This window comes from Streptomyces sp. NPDC020597 (assembly GCF_044335095.1).
GTDB lineage: Bacteria > Actinomycetota > Actinomycetes > Streptomycetales > Streptomycetaceae > Streptomyces.
The window spans coordinates 16,391-33,793 of record NZ_JBIRUL010000011.1 but is presented as its reverse complement, the minus strand read 5'-3'; the positions used below and the strand labels follow the sequence as shown (position 1 = coordinate 33,793).

General features: G+C 73.3%; 11 protein-coding genes. 6 read left to right on the top strand and 5 right to left on the bottom strand.

Annotation, left to right across the window (positions count from 1 at the left end; genetic code table 11):
• Nucleotides 1–162: 162 nt before the first annotated feature.
• Nucleotides 163–1,410: an Ig-like domain-containing protein gene (locus ACH4ZA_RS20555; protein ID WP_398430863.1), complete on the bottom strand. Its 1,248-nt coding sequence runs from the start codon at nucleotides 1,408–1,410 to the stop codon at nucleotides 163–165.
• A 153-nt stretch (nucleotides 1,411–1,563) separates the two neighbouring features.
• Between ACH4ZA_RS20555 and glgX the strand changes: the two genes are divergently transcribed.
• Nucleotides 1,564–3,798 (top strand): glycogen debranching protein GlgX, encoded by a 2,235-nt coding sequence (gene glgX / locus ACH4ZA_RS20550; RefSeq protein ID WP_398430861.1) that lies wholly within the window; start codon nucleotides 1,564–1,566, stop codon nucleotides 3,796–3,798.
• A 21-nt stretch (nucleotides 3,799–3,819) separates the two neighbouring features.
• Here the strand turns inward: glgX and ACH4ZA_RS20545 are convergent, their stop codons facing one another.
• The 4 genes from ACH4ZA_RS20545 to ACH4ZA_RS20530 are packed head-to-tail and all read right to left on the bottom strand — an operon-like array spanning nucleotide 3,820 to nucleotide 7,435.
• The gene (locus ACH4ZA_RS20545; RefSeq protein WP_319277572.1) at nucleotides 3,820–4,464 is read right to left on the bottom strand and encodes a response regulator transcription factor; all 645 of its coding nucleotides are present in this window, start codon (nucleotides 4,462–4,464) and stop codon (nucleotides 3,820–3,822) included.
• Nucleotides 4,454–5,713: a sensor histidine kinase gene (locus ACH4ZA_RS20540; protein ID WP_319277574.1), complete on the bottom strand. Its 1,260-nt coding sequence runs from the start codon at nucleotides 5,711–5,713 to the stop codon at nucleotides 4,454–4,456. Before ACH4ZA_RS20540 ends, ACH4ZA_RS20545 begins: the two co-directional genes overlap by 11 nt.
• Before the next feature lie 25 nt (nucleotides 5,714–5,738).
• Nucleotides 5,739–6,473 carry an ABC transporter permease gene (locus ACH4ZA_RS20535; RefSeq protein WP_398430857.1) on the bottom strand — a complete coding sequence of 245 codons (735 nt, stop codon included), beginning with the start codon at nucleotides 6,471–6,473 and terminating at the stop codon, nucleotides 5,739–5,741.
• Complete coding sequence (locus tag ACH4ZA_RS20530) at nucleotides 6,470–7,435, bottom strand: ABC transporter ATP-binding protein (RefSeq protein ID WP_319277579.1); 966 nt, start codon at nucleotides 7,433–7,435, stop codon at nucleotides 6,470–6,472. Before ACH4ZA_RS20530 ends, ACH4ZA_RS20535 begins: the two co-directional genes overlap by 4 nt.
• A 182-nt stretch (nucleotides 7,436–7,617) precedes the next feature.
• On the opposite strand from ACH4ZA_RS20530, the gene ACH4ZA_RS20525 reads away from it, so the two are divergent.
• The 5 genes from ACH4ZA_RS20525 to ACH4ZA_RS20505 all read left to right on the top strand — a co-directional run bounded on the left by ACH4ZA_RS20525 (nucleotide 7,618) and on the right by ACH4ZA_RS20505 (nucleotide 17,285).
• Complete coding sequence (locus ACH4ZA_RS20525) at nucleotides 7,618–9,423, top strand: ABC transporter ATP-binding protein (RefSeq protein WP_398430855.1); 1,806 nt, start codon at nucleotides 7,618–7,620, stop codon at nucleotides 9,421–9,423.
• Nucleotides 9,420–11,282, top strand: a complete 1,863-nt coding sequence (locus ACH4ZA_RS20520; protein WP_398430854.1) for an ABC transporter ATP-binding protein — start codon at nucleotides 9,420–9,422, stop codon at nucleotides 11,280–11,282. The genes ACH4ZA_RS20525 and ACH4ZA_RS20520 overlap by 4 nt, the downstream gene beginning before the upstream one ends.
• Nucleotides 11,283–11,361: 79 nt before the next feature.
• Nucleotides 11,362–13,077, top strand: coding sequence for an ABC transporter ATP-binding protein (locus ACH4ZA_RS20515; RefSeq protein ID WP_319277582.1), 1,716 nt, complete (start codon nucleotides 11,362–11,364; stop codon nucleotides 13,075–13,077).
• A gap of 72 nt (nucleotides 13,078–13,149) precedes the next feature.
• Nucleotides 13,150–14,943, top strand: coding sequence for an ABC transporter ATP-binding protein (locus ACH4ZA_RS20510; protein ID WP_319277584.1), 1,794 nt, complete (start codon nucleotides 13,150–13,152; stop codon nucleotides 14,941–14,943).
• Between the two features lie 293 nt (nucleotides 14,944–15,236).
• Nucleotides 15,237–17,285, top strand: a complete 2,049-nt coding sequence (locus tag ACH4ZA_RS20505; protein WP_398430853.1) for a M4 family metallopeptidase — start codon at nucleotides 15,237–15,239, stop codon at nucleotides 17,283–17,285.
• Nucleotides 17,286–17,403: the final 118 nt, after the last annotated feature.

The following is a 17,403-nucleotide window of genomic DNA, read 5'->3' as shown; positions in this document are numbered from 1 at the left end:
TCTCCCCTCGCAAGGCCCTGGTCAGGCCCCCACCCCAGCGCTCCCGCGCGATCTCTGGCGCATATTAACCGTACGAATTTGAGCTTCGTGTCAGGCCAAGGTCACCGTTCCGTCCCAACTGGGACCGCGGAGCGGCGGGGATGGTTGCACCGGGAAGGAGGGTCATTTCAGGGCACTGCCCGCGGTCCACTCCTTCCAGGTCAGGTTCCAGCCGCCGAGGCCGTTGTCCGGGGCGACCTGCTTGTCCTTGCTGTGGACCACCTCGACGACGTCGCCGACGAGCGAACGGTCGAAGAACCAGCCCGCGGGCGTGTCCGAGCCGCCGCCCTTCACGTCCCGCAGGCCCACGCAGCCGTGGCTGACGTTGGCCCGGCCGAAGACGTCGTCCGCCCAGTAGTTGCCGTGCAGGAAGGTGCCGGAACCGGTCAGCCGCATCGCGTGCGGAACGTCCGGGATGTCGTACTCGCCTTTGCCGTCGGCCTTCTTGAAGCCGACCGTGGCGCCGTTCATCCGGGTCAGCTCCAGCATCTCGCTCACCACCATCTTGCCGTTGTAGGTGGTGTTCTCGGGCGACCCGGCCGTGATCGGCACGGTGGCCAGCAGCTCGCCGTCCCGCCGGACCTGCATGGTGTGCTTCGCGGCGTCCACCAGGGAGACCTGGCTGCGGCCGACGGTGAACGAGAACGTCTTGTCCTGCAGGCCGTAGACGCCGGGCGCCCCCTCGACGTCCCTGAGCGCGAGGTCGACCGTCACCTCGGTGCCCGGCCGCCAGTACTCCTCGGGACGGAAGTCGAGCCGGGTGCCGCCGAACCAGTGCGCGCCGATCTCCGCGGCGGGTTGGGCCGTGACGTGGACGGCGCGTTCGACGGCCGCGCGGTCGGCGATCTCACGGTTGAACTCCAGCGAGACGATCATCCCGGTGCCCACGGTGGCCCGGTTCTCGGGCGTGACGTAGCCGATGAAGCGCTTCTCGGGGACGAAGGTGGTGAACGTGGTGTGCCGCGCCGAACGGTTCCCCTCGCCGTCCAGCGCCACCACGTCGACCGTGTAGCGGGCGGCGAGCCCCAGCCGGTCCTCGGCCGGCCGCCAGCTCAGACCGTCCGCCGCGATCCGCCCCTTCACCTCGCTCTCCCGCGCGTCCTGCGATCTGACGACCTTCACCGACTCCAGCCGCCCGTCCGGCACCCGCACCGACAGGTCCGTCCCGGGCCGCACGCCCCTGGCGCCGTCCTGCGGGCTGACGCGGATGACGTCCTCGGGCGCCGGTGGCTTGCCCAGCATCCGGTCGAGTCCGCTGCGGCCGTCACCTCCGCCGGTACAGCCGGCGGCCCCGGCCAGCAGTCCTGCCCATGTCAGTACGGCGGCCAGTGCGACCCCCGCGCGCCGTGCGCGCCCATCTCCATGCCTCACGGGGTGCCCAACGACCGGGCACGCTCCGGGGAAACGTGAGTGCGAGGGCCGCTCTGGGCAGACATGGGGGGAGGACGGCCGACGGGGAGCCGCGGACGGGACGCCGCGTGCTCCTCTCCCCCGTCGTCCCACGAGCCGCGGGAGGGCTAGACGGTGTCCAGCGCAGCCGAGCAGGAGGCGGTGGCGGCCGAGCGCGCCGCGCCGGAGGCCGTCGTGAACGGCGTCTCGCGCAGGGTGCCGGGCCCACCCGTGTGGCCGGGCGCGTCCACACCGCTGGGCGCCCGGTTCCGGGTCGGCCCGGACGGGGTGGCCGGCACCAACTTCGCGCTGTGGGCGGGCGGCGCGGAGGCCGTCGAGCTGTGCCTGTTCGACGAGGGGGGCCGTGAGACGCGGGCCCGGCTCACCGAGCTCACCCACGAGATCTGGCACGGCTTCGTGCCCGGCATCATGCCCGGCCAGCGCTACGGCTACCGGGTGCACGGCCGCTGGGACCCCTGGACCGGCGGCCGCTGGAACCCGGCGAAGCTGCTCCTCGACCCGTACGCCCGCGCGGTGGACGGCGAGTTCCTGCTGCCGCCGGAGGTGTACGGGCACGTCCGCGACTGGCCCCAGCAGCAGGTCGCCGACACCGTGCGCGACGAACGCGACTCCGCGCCGCACGTCCCGAAGGGCGTCGTCGTGCACGACGACGACGACTGGGCCGACGACCGCCGCCCGAAGACGCCGTGGGCGGACTCGGTGATCTACGAGCTGCATGTGCGCGGCTTTACCCGGCGGCATCCCGGCGTTCCGGAGGAACTGCGCGGCACCTACGCCGGTCTGGCGCACCCGGCGGCCGTGGAGCATCTGGTGCGGCTCGGCGTCACGGCGGTGGAGCTGCTGCCGGTCCACCAGTTCGCGCACGAGGACCATCTGCTGCGACGCGGCCTGAAGAACTACTGGGGCTACAACTCGATCGGCTACTTCGCCCCCCACGCCGCGTACGCCGCCTCGGGGACGACGGGGCAGCAGGTCGGCGAGTTCAAGCGGATGGTGCGCGCCCTGCACGCGGCGGGGATCGAGGTGATCCTCGACGTCGTCTACAACCACACGGCGGAGGCCGGTGAACTGGGCCCCACCCTGTCGCTGAAGGGCGTCGACAACCGCGGCTACTACCGGCTGCAGTCCGACGCCCGGCGCTACGCCGACTACACGGGCTGCGGGAACACCCTGCACGTGGTCCAGCCGCACGTGCTGCGCCTGATCACCGACTCGCTGCGCTACTGGGTGACGGAGATGGGGGTCGACGGATTCCGCTTCGACCTGGCGGCGGCGCTCGCCCGGTCCATGCACGACGTCGACATGCTCTCCCCGTTCCTCGCGGTGATCGCGCAGGACCCGGTGCTGCGCCGGGTGAAGCTCATCGCCGAACCCTGGGACGTGGGCTCGGGCGGCTACCAGGTGGGCGCCTTCCCGCCCCTGTGGACGGAGTGGAACGACCGCTACCGCGATGCCGTGCGGGACTTCTGGCGGCACGCCCTGCCGGACGTGCGGGAGATGGGCTACCGGCTGTCGGGCTCGAGCGACCTGTACGCGTGGGGCGGACGACGGCCGTACGCGTCGGTCAACTTCGTCACCGCGCACGACGGCTTCACCCTGCGCGACCTGGTGTCGTACGAGCGCAAGCACAACGAGGCCAACGGCGAGGGCAACCGGGACGGCACGAACGACAACCGCTCCTGGAACGGCGGCGCCGAGGGCGCGACGGCCGACGAGGAGATCCGGGCGCTGCGGCGGCGGCAGTTGCGCAACCTGCTGACGACGCTGCTGCTGTCGACGGGCGTGCCGATGCTGGTCGCGGGGGACGAGTTCGGACGCACCCAGCAGGGCAACAACAACGCCTACTGCCAGGACAACGAGATCAGCTGGGTGGACTGGGAGCTGCTGGAGGAGCCCGGCTGGCGGGCCCTGTTCGACCTCACCGCCCGGCTGATCGCGCTGCGGCACCGCCACCCGGTGCTCCGCCGGCGCGCGTTCTTCTCCGGGCGGGCGCACTCGGCGGACGGCCTGCGGGACCTGGCCTGGTTCACGGAGCGGGGCACGGAGATGACGGAAGGGGACTGGTTCGCGCCCGCGGCCACGCTGGCGATGTACCTCTCGGGGCGGGACATCCCCGGCCGCGACGAACGGGGCGCCCCGATCGCCGACGACAGCTTCCTCGCCGTCCTGCACGCGGGCGACCGCCCGGTGGACTTCGTTCTCCCGGGCCCGCCGTGGGCGCAGCGGTACGAGGTGGTCGTCGACACCTCCCGCGAGGAGCAGGACCAGGCGCCCGGGGTCGCCCTCCCGGCGGGCGCCGCGGTGACGGTGCCGGGACGGACGGTGCTGCTGCTGCGGGTGACGGAGTGAGCCCGGCCCGCGGCAGGGCCGTCAGCCGAGGATGCCCCGGTCGTACGCCCTCGCCACCGCGGCCGCGCGGTCGTTGACGCCGAGCTTGGCGTACAGGTGGGTGAGGTGGGTCTTGACCGTGGCCTCGCTGATGAACAGGTCGCGGGCGATCTCGCGGTTGGAGGCGCCCCTGGCGACCAGGGCCAGCACCTCGCGCTCGCGCGCGGAGAGCGGCTCCTCGCCGGGGCTGCGGGGGGCGCGGACCGCGGACACCAGCCGGGTGGCCACGGCGGGCGACAGGACCGTACGGCCCTGCGCCGCCGCGCGGACCGCCGTGAACAGCTCGTCGCGAGGGGCGTCCTTGAGGAGGTAGCCCGTCGCGCCGGCCTCGATCGCGGGGAGCGTGTCGGAGTCGGTGTCGTACGTCGTGAGGACGAGGACCCTGGCGCGGGCGCCGCCGCGGGCCAGCTCGCGGATGGCGTCCACTCCCCCGCCGCCGGGCATCCGCAGGTCCATCAGGATCACGTCCGGGTCGAGTTCTCCCGCCTTCGCGACGGCCTCGACGCCGTTCGACGCCTCGCCGAGGACCGTGAAGCCGGGGGCCGACTCGAACATGCCGCGCAGGCCGTCCCGCACGACGGGATGGTCGTCGACGATCAGCAGGGAGACGCACAGGTCATCTGTCATGGCGGACCAACGGTACGCGAGCCGACACCGCGCTTCCGTGTCCCGGCTCGGACTCCACGACGACGGAGCCCGCGATGCGTTCGGCGCGGGCCCGCATGCCGCCGAGGCCGAACCCCCCGGCCGGGGAACGGGACGGGAGGGCGAGCGGGTCGAAGCCGAGGCCGTCGTCGCGGATGTCGAGGATCACCTCGTCGCCCAGGAACGACAGGGTGACGCCGAGGCGCGAGGCCCGGGCGTGGCGGGCGGCGTTCGACAGGGCCTCCTGGGCGATGCGCAGCAGCGTCGCCGCGACCTCCTCGTGGAGCTGCTCCGCGGCGCCGGTGAGCGTGAACTCCGCGCGCACACCCGTGCGTTCGCCCCATTCGGCGACCGTCTTCTTCAGGGCCTCGGGCAGCCCGGCGTCCGCCAGTGCCACCGGGGCCAGATTGTGCACGGAGCGGCGGGCCTCGCCGAGGCTGTGCCGGGCCAGGTCGAAGGCGCGCTGGAGGTGGGTGCGGGCGACGTCGGGGTCGGGGGTGTTCGTCACCACCTGGAGCTGGGCGATGATCCCGGTCAGGCCCTGGGCGAGCGTGTCGTGGATCTCGGCGGCGAGGCGGCGGCGTTCGTCGGCCACCCCCGCCTCCCTTGCCTGGACGAGGAGTTGGGCGTGCAGGGCGGCGTTCTCGTCGAGGGCCCGCTGCAGGGCGGCGTTGGTGCGTTCGAGTTCGGCGATGGTCGCGGTGCGCTCGTGGGCGCGCCGCGTCTCCTGCTCGGTGAGGTGTGCGACGACCATCTGCAGTCCGGAGTTGGCCACCAGGAGGCCGGCGAAGACGATCCACTGCGTCAGGCCGTCGAAGGGCATCCCGCCGGCCTGCGCACCGGCCACGGTGACCGCGCTCATGAACAGTCCGAGCCGCTGCCACCGCTCCGGGAGGGTCTCGTCGGCGTCCATGTAGCCGGCGGCGGCGTAGAACGCGAAGAACGGGTTGAGCCAGGTGAGGGCGAAGGCGAGGCCCCAGCGGACGACGTAGTAGGCGGCGCCGCCCGGGGAGGGGGTGCGCATCCGGCCGGGGCGGCGCGTGCTGTGCCGGCACAGCTGGAGCACCACCGCGGCGCCGAGCAGTGACCAGGCGGTGTACCACGTGGCCGGTGCGACGTGCGGGTCGGCGGAGGCGATCGCGAGGACCGCGCTGATGCCGAGCAGTCCGTAGGGCCCCCAGGTGTGCAGTTGCTCCCAGCGCCGGTCGATCCGGCTGTCCGCCGTGGTCATGTCCACAGTCTGCACGGCCGCCCGCCTACTCCCAGCGGAACCAGCGGGCCGCGGCGCCGGTCAGCAGCAGGATCCACATCGCCAGCACGCCCAGGTGGCCCCAGCCGGGCCAGTGACCGGCCGCCGCCTGGTTCAGGGCCTGCGCGGCCGCCCCGAACGGGGTCCAGCCCACGACCCGGGCGAGGAGGTCCGGCATGTTCTGCACCGGCACCCACACCCCCGCGCAGAACATCGACGGGAAGAACACGGCGGAGCCGATCGCGCCGGCGATCTTCGTCGTGGGGGACAGGGCGGTCACCACCGATCCGAGGGCGAGGGCGACCAGGACCGCCAGCAGCAGGGCGACGGCGTATCCGAGGGGCTGTTCGGGCAGGCGCACGTCGAATCCGAGCCGTCCGACCGCCAGCACCAGCAGCGCCGACGCCAGCGAGGCTCCGCCGTACACCAGCATCTGCGCGGACAGCAGGACGGCCGGGCGGACCGGTGTCACGGACATCCGTCGCAGGATGCCGCGCTCCCGGTATCCGGTGAGGGTCTGCGGCATCGACTGCAGACCGCCGACGATCAGACCGAGCAGCACGGCCACCGGGACGTAGACGTCGACGGTGCGCAGGCCGCCGAGGTCGTCGCTCGGCTGCCGGAAGGACGGGACGGACCCGAGGATCACCAGCAACAGGGCCGGGAAGAGCAGGATCCAGAAGAGCGCGCCCGGTTCACGGCGGAAGAGGCGGGCCTCGGTGCGCAGCACGGCGGTGCTCATGTCGTGGTCTCCTTCGTGCCGACGCGCGTGACGTCGTGTGCGGCGTCGTGCGGGGCCTCGTGTGCGGCGTTCTCCGTCAGGTCGAGGAAGGCGTCGTCGAGGGTGGCGTCCAGGACGCGCAGCTGGTGGGCGGTGACCCGGTGGCGGGCGAGGAGGGTGATGACGGCGTTGACGGTCTCGTCGGTGCCGGACAGCGTGACGCGGCCGTCCCGGTGCTCGACGGAGGCGAGTTCGGGCAGTGCGTTCAGGTCACGGTCGTCCAGCGGGGCGGACGGGGTGAAGCTGATGACGGTGGCCCCCGCCGAGCGCCGGACGAGGTTCGCCGGGGTGTCCGAAGCGGCCACCCGGCCCTGGTCGATCACCGCGATCCGGTCGCACAACCGCTGGGCCTCCTCCATGAAGTGGGTCACCAGCAGGACGGTGACGCCGTTCGCGCGCACGTCCTCGACGATCTGCCAGGTGTCCCTGCGGGCCCTCGGGTCGAGGCCCGTGGTCAGCTCGTCCAGGACGACGATCCGCGGGTCGCCGATCAGCGCGAGCGCGATGAACAGGCGCTGCTTCTGGCCGCCGGACAGCTTCGCGAACCGGGTGCCCAGCTTCGGGGCCAGGCCGAGGCGCTCGGCGAGCGGCCCCCAGTCGAGCGGCCGCGGATGGAAGGAGGCGTACAGCTCCAGGGCCTCGCGGACGGTGAGCTTCGGCTGCAGCTCGCTCTGCTGGAGCTGGGCGCCGAGGACGCGGGCGACCTTGTCGTGGTCGGCGACGGGATCGAGGCCGGCCACCCGGACCCGGCCGCCGTCGGGCACCCGCAGGCCCTCCACGCACTCCACGGTGGTCGTCTTGCCGGCGCCGTTCGGACCGAGGACGCCGAAGATCTCCCCCTCTTCCACGGCGAAGGACACGCCGTCGACGACCGCACGGCCGTCATAGGACTTGCGCAGGTCGGTGACTTCGATGACAGGCATGGCACCAGCGTCCCGGGCGGGGCCCGGCCCGCACATCGGCCGACCCGCCCGAACGGACATCAGCCGATCGGTCGACCCGGCCGTACGACTTCTCGAACGCGCAGGTCGTAGGACCAGCGACGGAGCCCGGACGGACCGAAACTCGGTGGGCTCTGTCAGTGCCGGTCCGTAGGCTCGCGGTGATGGCCGAGACACGTGCAACCACCCCCGACCGCTCCGCCGTGCGCTCCCTGCTGCGCTTGTGGCCGTACGTCAGACCCGTGCGGCTGCGGCTGTTCACGGCCGCCTTCGTCGCCGTGCTCGCCTCCTGTACCGGGCTGGTGATCCCCCTCGTCCTGAAGTGGATGGTGGACGGCCCGGTGGCCGACCGGGACACGGCCGGGGTGTGGCTGGGCTCGCTCTGCCTGCTGCTTCTCGGACTCGCCGAGGCGCTGCTGTTCGGGATGCGGCGCTGGCTGGTGGCGCGTCCGCTGTCGCACGTCGAGGCGGAGATGCGGGCGGAGCTGTACGGGCGGCTGCAGCGGCTGCCGGTGGCGTTCCACGACCGGTGGGCGTCCGGGCAGCTGCTGTCCCGGGCGACGGCCGATCTGGGGATGGTGCGGATGTTCCTCGCCTTCCCGCTGACGTTCCTGCTGGTCAACTCGGTCACGATCGTGTTCGGCGTGGTCCTCATGCTGCTGCAGGACTGGCGGCTCGGGCTGGTCATCCTCGGGCCGGCCGTCCCCGTCGTCGTGATGTGCGTGTACTTCGAGCACCGGTACGCGGTCGTGGCGCGGCGGGCGCAGGACCAGGTCGGGGATCTGACGACCGTCGTCGAGGAGAGCGTCCTCGGCATCCGGATCGTGAAGGGCTTCGGCCGCCACCGCAGTCAGGCACGCGCCTTCCGCGAGCTGTCGTCGACGCTGCGCGGCACCGAGCTGGCCAAGGCCCGGCTGCTGGCCACCATCTGGGCCGTCATCGTGACGCTGCCCGAACTGGCGATCGGGGCCGCGCTGGTGCTGGGGTCGGTGCAGGTGGCCGACGGCGAACTGTCCGCGGGCACCCTGGTCGCCTTCCTGTCCACCGCGCTCGCGCTGCGCTGGCCGGTGGACTCCATCGGGTTCCTGCTGGCGATGAGCCAGGAGGCGGCGACGGCCACGCAGCGGTACTTCGAGGTGATGGACGAGGAGCCGGAACAGGACACCGTCGTGCGGACGGAACCCGGCCGCGCGGGCGCCGGGTCGGACACCGCGGCCGACGGCGGACTCCGCTTCGCCGGCGTCACCTTCCGCTACCCGGACGCCGCCCCCGGCTCCCGGCCCACCCTCGACGGCGTCGACCTGCACATCCGGCCCGGCGAGTCCATGGCCCTGGTCGGGGCGACCGGCAGCGGGAAGACCACCCTCACCGCCCTCGTCCCCCGGCTGCACGAGGTGACGGCGGGCCGTATCACCCTGGACGGCGAGGACGTCACCGCGATGCCCCGCGAGGAGCTGCGCGCGCGGGTCGCGGTGGCCTTCGAGGAGCCGACCCTGTTCTCCGCGAGCGTCGGGGAGAACGTCCTCATGGGCGCGGACGACCGGGCGGGCGCCGTCGAGCTGGAACGGGCGCTGGACGTGGCGCAGGCCGGCTTCGTGCACGCGCTGCCGCAGGGCGTCGACACCCAGGTCGGCGAGCAGGGACTCAGCCTCTCCGGCGGCCAGCGGCAGCGGCTCGCGCTGGCCAGGGCCGTCGTCGGCCGGCCCCCCTTCCTCGTCCTGGACGACCCGCTGTCCGCGCTGGACGTGCACACCGAGGCGGCCGTGGAGGCCGCGCTGCGGCGGGTCCTCGCCGACACCACCGCGCTGATCGTCGCCCACCGTCCGTCCACCGTGCTCCTCGCCGACCGGGTGGCGCTGCTGTCCGACGGCCGGATCGCCGCGGTGGGCACCCACCAGGAACTGCTGCGCGACAGCCCCGAGTACGCCCACCTCATGTCCGGAACCGGCCGCCAGGAGGACGACCGATGAGCGCCCCCACGACGTCCTCCCCCACGACCGACGACGACGGCCCGCGGGACGCGCGCCCGCCGGCCGCGCAGGACCCCTTCGACAAGGACGTCCTGCCCACCGCGCCCGGCGCCACCGGCGCGCTGCTGCGTTCCCTGCTGGCCCCGATGCGGGCGCGCGTCGCTCTCACCACGCTTCTGCTGCTGCTCCAGCAGGCGGCCGTGCAGGCGGGCCCGCTGCTGGTGGCGTACGCCATCGACCGCGCCGTGCCGGCGCTGCGGGCCGACGACCACGGGCCGCTGGTCGCGGTGGGCGCCGGCTACCTGCTGTGCGCGGTGGCGTCCGGCGGGCTGCAGTACGCGTTCCTGCTCGCCTCCGCCCGCGTCAACCAGGACGTCCTGCTCGATCTGCGCGGCCGGATCTTCCGGCACGCTCAGGCGCTGAGCCTCGACTTCCATGAGCGCTACACCTCGGGCCGGCTCATCTCCCGCTCCACCAGCGACGTGGAGGCCCTGCGCGAGCTCCTCAACGAGGGGCTGCAGGAACTCGTGACGGTCGTGCTGTCCTTCGTGTTCATCTCGGCGATGCTGCTGTGGCTGGACCTGGGCCTCGGCGCCGTCGCGGTCGCGTCGTTCGTGCCGCTGTACGCCCTCGTCCGGGTCTACCAGCGGCGCGCGGGCCGGGTGTTCACGGCCCGCTCGACCGCGATCGCGGCCGTGATCGTGAAGTTCGTCGAGACGATGAACGGCATCCGGCCGGTGCGCGCCTTCCGGCGCGAGGCCGTCAACGAGACCGGCTTCCGGGTCCTCAACCGGCGGCACGAGCGCAGGAACGGCGACGCGCTGCTGGAGATGGCGCGCTACGTGGTCGGGTCGCGGCTGGTCGCCAACACGGCGGTCGCGGCGATCGTGCTGTGGGGCGCCATGCGGGTCGCGGACGGCTCCCTGGAGCTGGGTGTGCTGGCGGCGGCGGTGCTGTACCTGCGGCGGCTGTACGACCCGATCGACCGGCTCGGCATGTTCCTCAACTCCTACCAGTCGGCGGCCGCGTCACTGGAGAAGATCGCGGGACTGCTCGCACAGAAGCCGTCCGTGCCGGAGCCGTCGGCGCCGCGGGAGCTGCCCGCCCCGCGCGGCGACCTCCCCGGCCGGGAGGTCGTCTTCGACGGCGTCTCCTTCGGCTACCGCACGGGCGGCGAGGTCCTCCCCCGCTTCGACCTCGTCCTCCCCGCCGGGCAGACGGTCGCCGTGGTCGGCTCGACCGGCGCCGGCAAGTCCACGCTGGCCAAGCTGCTCGCCCGCTTCTACGACCCTGCCGAGGGCCGGGTGCTGCTGGACGGAGTGGACCTGCGCGAGCTGGCCGTGCCCGAACTGCGGCGCGGCGTGGTGATGGTGACGCAGGAGGCGTTCCTGTTCTCCGGCACGGTCGCCGAGAACATCGCCATCGGGCGGCCGGACGCGTCTCGGGAGGAGATCGAGCGGGCGGCGAAGGCCATCGGCGCGCACGAGTTCATCAGCACGCTGCCCGACGGCTACGACACCGACGTACGCAAGCGCGGCGGCCGCATCTCCGCGGGCCAGCGTCAACTGGTCGCCTTCGCGAGGGCGTTGCTCGCCGATCCGGCGGTGCTGATCCTCGACGAGGCGACGAGCTCGCTGGACGTCCCGGGCGAGCGGGCCGTGCAGGCGGCGATGGCGACGGTGCTGAAGGGCCGTACCGCGGTGGTGATCGCGCACCGGCTGTCCACCGTGGAGATCGCCGACCGGGTGCTCGTCATGGAGCGCGGCCGGATCGTCGAGGACGGCGGACCGGCCGAACTCATCGCGGGCACCGGCCGGTTCGCGGATCTGCACCGGGCCTGGCGGGACAGTCTGGCGTGAGTGTGCGACGACCGACGGGGGCAGGCCGGCGCGCCACCGGGGCGTGTCCGCGGCCGGCGGGGGCCGGAGGGACGAGCCGATGACCGACGCGTACGAGGATCCCGGCACGCCCGACAGCCGCGGCGGCTGGGCGTATCTGGCGTGGCTGGTGCGCTGCCAGCCGGGGCGGTCGGCGGCCGGGGCGCTGCTGGCCAGCCTCTGGATGGTGCTGATGGCGATCGCGCCGTATCTGCTGTCGCGGGCGGTGGACGACGGGCTGGAGCCCGGTGACACGGCCGCGCTCGCGGGCTGGACGGCCGCCCTGCTCGCGGTGGGCGCGCTCAACGCGTGGGTGAGCATCATGCGGCACCGCACGATGACCCGGGTGCGCATGGACGCCTACTTCCGCACCACCAAGGTCGTCGTCGGGCACGCGGCCCGGCTGGGCGCCGCGCTGCAGCGCCGGTCGGGGGCCGGGGAGGTCGTCACCATCGGGGTGGGCGACGTGCACACCATCGCGGGTGCGCTGACGGTGGTCGGGCCCGGCGTCGGCTCGCTCGTGGTGTACGTGTTCGTCGCCGGCCTCCTGCTGTCCGTGTCACCGACGCTGGCGGCCGTCGTGCTGCTGGGGATGCCGGTGATCGCGGTGCTGGTCGGGCCGCTGATGGCGCGGCTGCAGGGCACGGAGGCGGAGTACCGGGAGCGGCAGGGGGTGCTGACCGCGCGGATCGGCGACCTCGCGGGCGGGCTGCGCGTGCTCAACGGACTGGGCGGCAAGCAGCTGTTCGCGGACTCCTTCGCCCGGGACTCGCAGCGGCTGCGGGCGCAGGGCTACCGGGTCGGCGCGGTCACCAGCTGGATGCAGGCGCTCGGCGTGGGCCTGCCCACGCTGTTCCTCGCCACGGTGACCTGGCTCGCGGCCCGGCTGGCCGCCCGGGGCGAGCTGACCGTGGGCGAGCTGGTGTCGGTGTACGGCTATGTCGCCGTCCTGGTCGGCCCGGTGGCGTTCCTCGTCGACATGGGCTACCAGCTGAGCCGGGGTGTGGTGGCCGCCCGGCGCGTCGTACGGCTGCTGCGCACGGAGCCCGATCCGGACACCGGGACCGGCGACGCGCCCGCCGAGCCGTCGGTGCTGCACGACCCGCAGTCGGGTGTGCGGGTGGCCCCGGGCCGGCTGACCGCGCTGGCCGGGCGACGCCACTCGGAGGTGACGGCCGTCGTGGACCGGCTGGGCCGATTCGGGCCCTCGGACGCCACCTGGGGCGGACGACGGCTGGACGCCCTGCCGTTGGAGCAGGTCAGGGCCCGCATCCTGGTCGCCGACCACGAGGCCGACCTGTTCGCCGGGACCCTGCGCGAGGCGGTCTGCGGACGAGGCGCGCCCTCGGCGGCGGAGATCGCGCGGGCGGTGCGGGCGGCCGCGGCCGACGACATCGTGCAGGGCCTGCCCGAGGGGCTCGACTCGCCCGTGACCGCGCAGGGCCGCAGCCTCTCGGGCGGCCAGCGGCAGCGGGTACGGCTGGTGCGGGCCCTGCTCGCCGGCCCCGAGGTGCTGCTGGCCGTGGAGCCGACGTCGGCGCTCGACGCGCACACGGAGGCGGCGGTCGCGGAACGGCTGCACGCGTACCGGGCGGGCCGCACCACGCTCGTCACCAGCACCTCCCCGCTGGTCCTCGACCGAGCGGAAACGGTGCACTACCTGGTCGACGGGAAGGTCGCCGCGACCGGCAGCCACCGCGACCTGCTGCGGCGGGAGCCCGGCTACCGCGCGCTGGTGACCCGTGACGCCGACGACACGCAGGAGGCCGTCCGGTGACGACCGCGGCCGGGAACCAGGAGGCGACCCGATGACGGCGACGGCGACGGCCCGGAACGGGAAGGCGACCCGATGACGGCGACCACCACGTCAGCCGACGGCGGCGCTCCCGCGGGGCGGCTGCCCGTCGCCGGGCGCGCCGACGTGCGGCGGGCGGTGCTGCGGCTGGTGCGGGCCGACCGGCGGGCGTTCGCCGCCGCGCTCGCCCTGAACGTGCTCGCCGCCGGGGCCGGGCTCGCCGGGCCGTGGCTGCTGGGGCGGATCATCGACGAGGTGCGGGCCGGGCACGGCGTCGGGCCCGTCGACCGGCTGGCGGCGGCGATCCTGGTGTGCGCGGCGGCGCAGTTGCTGCTGGCGCGCTGGGCCCGGTACGCGGGGCACCGGTTCGGCGAGCGCACGCTGGCGCGGGTACGTGAGGAGTTCGTCGAGCGGGCGCTCGCCCTGCCCGCGTCGGTCGTGGAGCGGGCCGGCGCCGGCGATCTGACCACCCGCGGCACCGCCGACGTCGCGGCCGTGGGCACCACCCTGCGCGACGCCGGGCCCGAGTTGCTGGTCTGCACGGTCCAGGCGCTGTTCACGCTCGGCGCGGTGTTCGTGATCGATCCGCTGCTCGGCGTCGTCGGGGTGCTGGCGCTGACGCCGATCTGGTTCGCGTTGCGCTGGTATCTGCGGCGGGCGCGGGCCGGCTATCTGGCGCAGGGCGCGGCGGACTCCGAGGTCGCCGAGATCGTCGCGGCGACGGCGTCCGGGGCGCGCACGGTGGAGGCGTTCCGGCTCGAGCGGCGGCGGACCGCGGCGAACCGTGACGCGCTGGAGATCTCGCGTCGCTCCCGTTTCCACACGCTCTACCTGCGCACGGTGTTCTTCCCGGTCGTCGAGACGTCGTACTCGCTACCGGTGGCGGGGGTGCTGCTGCTGGGGGGCGCGCTGCACGCGCGCGGGGCGATGAGTCTGGGCGCGGTGGTGGCGGCCACGCTGTATCTGCGGCAGTTCACCGAGCCGCTCGACCAGATCCTGGTGCGCGTCGAACAACTGCAGAGCAGCGGGGCCTCGTTCGCCCGGGTGGAGGGTCTGGCGGGGGCGCCGCGCACGGAGCGGGACGGCGGGCGGACGCCGGCGCCGGCGCCGGTGGACGACCGGATCGACGTGAGGGGTGTGCGGTACGCCTACGAGCGCGGCGGCGAGGTGCTGCGCGGGGTCGACCTGACGGTGCGGCCCGGGGAGCGGCTCGCGATCGTCGGCCCGTCCGGCGCGGGCAAGACCACGCTGAGCCGGCTGCTGGCGGGCGTGGACGCGCCGAGCGCGGGCACGGTGACGGTGGGCGGCGCGCCCGTCGCCGCGCTGGCGCCCGAGACGCTGCGCCGACAGGTCGTCCTGGTCACGCAGGAGCATCACGTCTTCATCGGCACGGTCCGCGACAACCTGCTGATCGCCGAACCCACGGCGGACGACGCGCGGTTGTGGTCGGCGCTGGCCGCGGTCGGCGCCGCCGACTGGGTGCGGGAACTGCCGGGCGGTCTCGACGCCGAGCTGGGCCGCGGCGGTGGCCGCACGGCGGACGGCTCGCAGGCGCAGCAGCTCGCCCTGGCCCGGGTGGTGCTGGCGGACCCGCACACGCTGATCCTGGACGAGGCGACCGCGCTGCTGGACCCGACGACGGCCCGGCACACCGAGCGGGCGCTGGCGGCGGTGCTCCGCGGCCGGACGGTCATCGCCATCGCCCACCGGCTGCACACCGCCCACGACGCGGACCGGGTCGCGGTGATGGAGGACGGCCGTCTCACGGAACTCGGCACGCACGAGGCGCTGGTGGCGGACGGCGGCGCGTACGCGGCACTGTGGCGTACCTGGCACGGGGGGTCGTGAGGGCGCGCCCCGAGAAACGGGTGGGGGCGGAGCGACGCATGCGAAAACTCCGTATATCGAACACCGACTACCGGACAACGGACCGTTTCCGGCCAACTTTCTGACGCGCTCCTGACAGACAGCGCAATCCACTGCCACTCTTCCCTCTGCTGGTTCACAGCAACCCCACAGTTACGCGCACGCTCCACGTTCCGCCTTTGTTCTGCGTACCGCCTTTGTCGTGCCCGTACGGCCCACCCGCCGTCGGGTCTCCCCTGGCCGCGTGATCCGCGGCCGCGCAGAAGGAGTCAGTGTTGAGCAGCAGTCCCTCTCGCAGACGCACCCCCCACAGCCCCTCCCGTCGTGCCGCGGTCGTCGCCCTCGTCGGCGTCTCCGCGCTCATAGCCGCCGCCGTGCAGTCCGGCGCCGCGACCGCCGCCCCGGAGAAGGCGCCGCAGGCGGCGGGCAAGGGCAACCCGGCCCACACGGCCCTCGCGCTCTCCCCGTCCCAGCGCACCGAGCTGATCCGCGCCGCGGACGCCTCCAGCGCGCAGACCGCCGCGTCCCTCGGCCTCGGCTCGCAGGAGAAGCTGGCCGTCAAGGACGTCGTCAAGGACGCCGACGGCACCCTGCACACCCGCTACGAGCGCACCTACGCGGGCCTCCCGGTCCTCGGCGGCGACCTGATCGTCGACACCGCCGCGTCCGGCGCCGCCAAGGGCGTCATCAAGGCGACGAACGCCACGATCAAGGTCCCCGGGCTCACTCCGAGCGTCACCGCGGCGGCCGCCGAGCAGCAGGCGGTCAAGCGCGCCAAGGCCCTCGGCGGCACCAGCTCCACGGCCGACTCCGCGCCCCGCAAGGTCATCTGGGCGGCGAGCGGCAAGCCCACCCTGGCGTACGAGACCGTCGTCGGCGGCTTCCAGGACGACGGCACGCCGAACCAGCTGCACGTCATCACGGACGCGGCCACCGGCGCGAAGCTCTTCGAGTACCAGGGCGTCAGGACGGGCATCGGCAACACCCAGTACAGCGGCCAGGTCACCCTCGGGACGACCCAGTCGGGTTCGAACTTCACGCTGACCGACGGCACGCGCGGCAACCACAAGACGTACAACCTCAACCGCGGCTCGTCGGGCACCGGCACGCTGTTCTCGCAGACCAGCGACACCTGGGGCAACGGCACCACGTCGAACGCCGCCACCGCGGGCGCCGACGCCCACTACGGCGCGGCGGCCACCTGGGACTTCTACAAGTCCTCCTTCGGCCGCAGCGGCATCAAGAACGACGGCGCCGGGGCCTACTCGCGGGTGCACTACGGCAACGCCTACGTGAACGCGTTCTGGGACGACGCCTGCTTCTGCATGACGTACGGCGACGGCTCCGGCAACGCCAATCCGCTGACCTCCCTCGACGTGGCCGGCCACGAGATGAGCCACGGCGTCACCTCGGTCACCGCGAAGCTGAACTACAGCAACGAGGCCGGCGGCCTCAACGAGGGGACGTCGGACATCTTCGGCACGGGGGTGGAGTTCTTCGCGGCCAACTCCTCCGACGTGGGCGACTACCTCATCGGCGAGAAGATCAACATCAACGGCAACGGCACCCCGCTGCGCTACATGGACAAGCCCAGCAAGGACGGCGCGTCCAGGGACAACTGGTCGTCCACCGTGGGAGGCCTCGACCCGCACTACTCGTCCGGCCCCGCCAACCACTTCTTCTACCTGCTGAGCGAGGGCAGCGGCGCCAAGGTCATCAACGGCGTCAGCTACAACTCGCCCACCGCGGACGGACTTCCGGTCACCGGCATCGGCCGCGACAAGGCACTGCAGATCTGGTACCGCGCGCTGACGACGAAGTTCACCTCCAACACGACGTACGCGGGCGCCCGCACCGGCACCCTCGCGGCGACCGGTGAGCTGTACGGCACCACCTCCGCCGAGTACGCGGCGGTGCAGGACGCGTGGGCCGGTATCGCGGTGGGCGCGCGATCGGGCGGCGGCGGGGGTGGCGGCACCTCCTTCGAGAACACGGCCGACGTATCGATTCCGGACAACGGCGCGGCGGTCAACTCGTCGATCACCGTCTCCGGCCGCACCGGCAACGCGCCGTCGAACCTCGCGGTGGCGGTCGACATCGTGCACACCTACATCGGCGACCTCCGGGTGCAGCTGATCGCCCCCGACGGCACGGCCTACACGCTGAAGGCGTACGGCACCGGCGGCAGCACGGACAACCTCAACACCACGTACACGGTGAACGCCTCGTCCGAGGTCGCCAACGGTGTCTGGCAGTTGAGGGTCCAGGACAACGCGGCCCAGGACACCGGTTACATCAACAGCTGGAAGCTCACCTTCCCGTAGGCCACAGGCTCCGTACGGGCCGCGCACAGCCGCGTGAAAGGCACCGCACAGGACGCCGCTCCGGAGGCCTCGCCTCCCCGGGGCGGCGTCCCCATTTTGCCCGCCCCTTACCCACGTC

What these genes read in the sequence shown, in the direction of transcription:
- ACH4ZA_RS20515 (WP_319277582.1), top strand. Translation starts at nt 11,362, where the DNA reads ATGACCGACGCGTACGAGGATCCCGGCACGCCCGACAGCCGCGGCGGC.
- ACH4ZA_RS20525 (WP_398430855.1), top strand. Translation starts at nt 7,618, where the DNA reads ATGGCCGAGACACGTGCAACCACCCCCGACCGCTCCGCCGTGCGCTCC.
- ACH4ZA_RS20540 (WP_319277574.1), bottom strand. Translation starts at nt 5,713, where the DNA reads ATGACCACGGCGGACAGCCGGATCGACCGGCGCTGGGAGCAACTGCAC.
- ACH4ZA_RS20535 (WP_398430857.1), bottom strand. Translation starts at nt 6,473, where the DNA reads ATGAGCACCGCCGTGCTGCGCACCGAGGCCCGCCTCTTCCGCCGTGAA.
- ACH4ZA_RS20530 (WP_319277579.1), bottom strand. Translation starts at nt 7,435, where the DNA reads ATGCCTGTCATCGAAGTCACCGACCTGCGCAAGTCCTATGACGGCCGT.
- ACH4ZA_RS20520 (WP_398430854.1), top strand. Translation starts at nt 9,420, where the DNA reads ATGAGCGCCCCCACGACGTCCTCCCCCACGACCGACGACGACGGCCCG.
- ACH4ZA_RS20510 (WP_319277584.1), top strand. Translation starts at nt 13,150, where the DNA reads ATGACGGCGACCACCACGTCAGCCGACGGCGGCGCTCCCGCGGGGCGG.
- ACH4ZA_RS20545 (WP_319277572.1), bottom strand. Translation starts at nt 4,464, where the DNA reads ATGACAGATGACCTGTGCGTCTCCCTGCTGATCGTCGACGACCATCCC.